The sequence below is a fragment of the Streptococcus sp. SM3 genome (assembly GCF_027497875.1).
The window spans coordinates 1-1,790 of record NZ_JAJNSA010000198.1 but is presented as its reverse complement, the minus strand read 5'-3'; the positions used below and the strand labels follow the sequence as shown (position 1 = coordinate 1,790).

The 1,790-nt window shown below is 44.5% G+C and carries 2 protein-coding genes and 1 pseudogene; all 3 read right to left on the bottom strand.

The genetic code is table 11. The annotated features are described in order from the left end of the window. A pseudogene (locus PAN06_RS14090) lies at window positions 1–603 on the bottom strand (bifunctional phosphoribosylaminoimidazolecarboxamide formyltransferase/IMP cyclohydrolase); the annotation flags it as partial. 74 nt (window positions 604–677) lie between these two features. After that, on the bottom strand, window positions 678–1,232 hold the full coding sequence (gene purN / locus PAN06_RS14085; RefSeq protein ID WP_269796643.1) for a phosphoribosylglycinamide formyltransferase: 555 nt from the start codon (window positions 1,230–1,232) through the stop codon (window positions 678–680). Beyond that, a partial coding sequence (locus tag PAN06_RS14080; RefSeq protein WP_269796642.1) for an AIR synthase-related protein occupies window positions 1,232–1,790 on the bottom strand: 559 nt, incomplete at its 5' end. The genes PAN06_RS14080 and purN, both read right to left, overlap by 1 nt.

The window sequence follows — 1,790 nt, the reverse complement described above, 5'->3', positions numbered from 1 at the left end:
TTTTTCAGGTTTGCTTTCACCCACTTGAGCTGTGAAATACTCTGCAATCAAGGCATCATAAGCCGCTGTGTGACGGAAAACCTTAGCCGCTAAACGTTGGCGAGTTTCATAGCTTGTTTCGCCATTAGCTGCCAATTCGTCAAGCACAACAGCATAGTCAGCAGGGTCTACAACAACGGTCACGCTAGCGTGGTTTTTTGCTGCTGAACGAAGCATAGATGGCCCACCGATATCGATGTTTTCCACCGCGTCAGCGTAAGTCACGTCTGGTTTGAGGATGGTTTCCTTGAATGGGTAAAGATTGACCACAACAAGGTCGATCAGTTCGATCTGATTATCCTTTGCTGCTTCCAAGTGACTATCCAAATCACGACGAGCGAGAAGACCACCGTGGATATTTGGGTGGAGGGTCTTCACACGACCGTCCATCATTTCTGGGAAACCAGTCACATCGTCGATAGCAATGGTATCTACCCCAGCATTGTCAAGGGCAACTTTAGTCCCACCTGTCGAGATGATATCCCAACCAAGTTTTTTGAGTTCTTGGGCAAATTCAACAATGCCCGCTTTGTCTGAAACACTAATTAGTGCGCGTTTAGTCATGTTCTTTCTTTTCCTTTTTAAAAAAGTTCTTTATCTGCTACAGTCGAAAATTTTCTTTCAGCTCTAGCACTTCCTTATTTTCGTGCAACGTCCAAACGTTCCAACACTTCTGGATAGAGCTTGTACTCTGTTTCATGGATGCGAGTTTCGAAAGTATCAAGGGTATCCCCTTCAAGACGTGGCACACGGACTTGTTTGATAACCTTACCGGTATCAACGCCAGAATCCACCCAATGGATAGTCACGCCACTCTCAGCAACACCTGCTTTCCAAGCATCCTCAATGCCATGAGCACCTGAAAATTCTGGAAGATAAGCCGGGTGAATATTGATGATACGGCCTTCATAGGCCGCTAGAAAGGTTGGGCCGACGATTTTCATATAACCGGCCAAACAAACCAAATCAATCTGGTGATCATCCAAAAGTTTGACGATAGCCTCTTCATAAGCCACTTTATTGTCAAATTCCTTTAGTTCAAAGGCATGGCTAGCCACACCAAGGTTTTTCGCACGTTCTAAGACATAGGCATCCCGGTGATCTGAAAAGACAAATTCTACCGGAAATTGTTCTGCAATCACCTGAAAGTTTGAACCATTTCCAGAAGCAAAAACAGCAATCCTTTTAGCCATTATTTAATCACCACACTTGCGCCATCTTTCTTCACAATACGACCGATTTCATAAACAGGTTCGTCAAGAAGATCTTTGACACGCTCCACATGTTCTGGTTTTACCGCAAGCATGAGACCAATCCCCATGTTGAAGATTTCAAACATTTCTTCATGTTTGATTTCTCCATATTTTTCAAGGGCTTTGAAAATTGGAAGGACTGGGACTTTGCTTTCATCAATTTCAGCAGCCAAGTCATCCGCGAACATACGAGGCACATTTTCGATGAAACCACCACCTGTGATGTGGGCAATTCCATTCACCAATTCTTCTTTGATGAGTGGCAAAGCCGCTTTGACGTAGATACGAGTTGGCTCCAAAAGAACGTCTTTCAGTTTTTTTCCTTCCAATTCTGGGAGAACTTCTTCACCTGTGTAATCCGCAAAGACACGACGAACAAGTGAGTAACCATTTGAGTGGATACCGCTTGAAGCAAGCCCCAGAATCACATCCCCTGCTGCCACTTTTGAACCGTCGATGATTTGAGATTTTTCTGCAACACCGACAGCAAACCCAGCC

Excerpts from the sequence above, each read along its gene's own strand:
- purN (WP_269796643.1), bottom strand. The coding sequence starts at position 1,232 with ATGGCTAAAAGGATTGCTGTTTTTGCTTCTGGAAATGGTTCAAACTTT.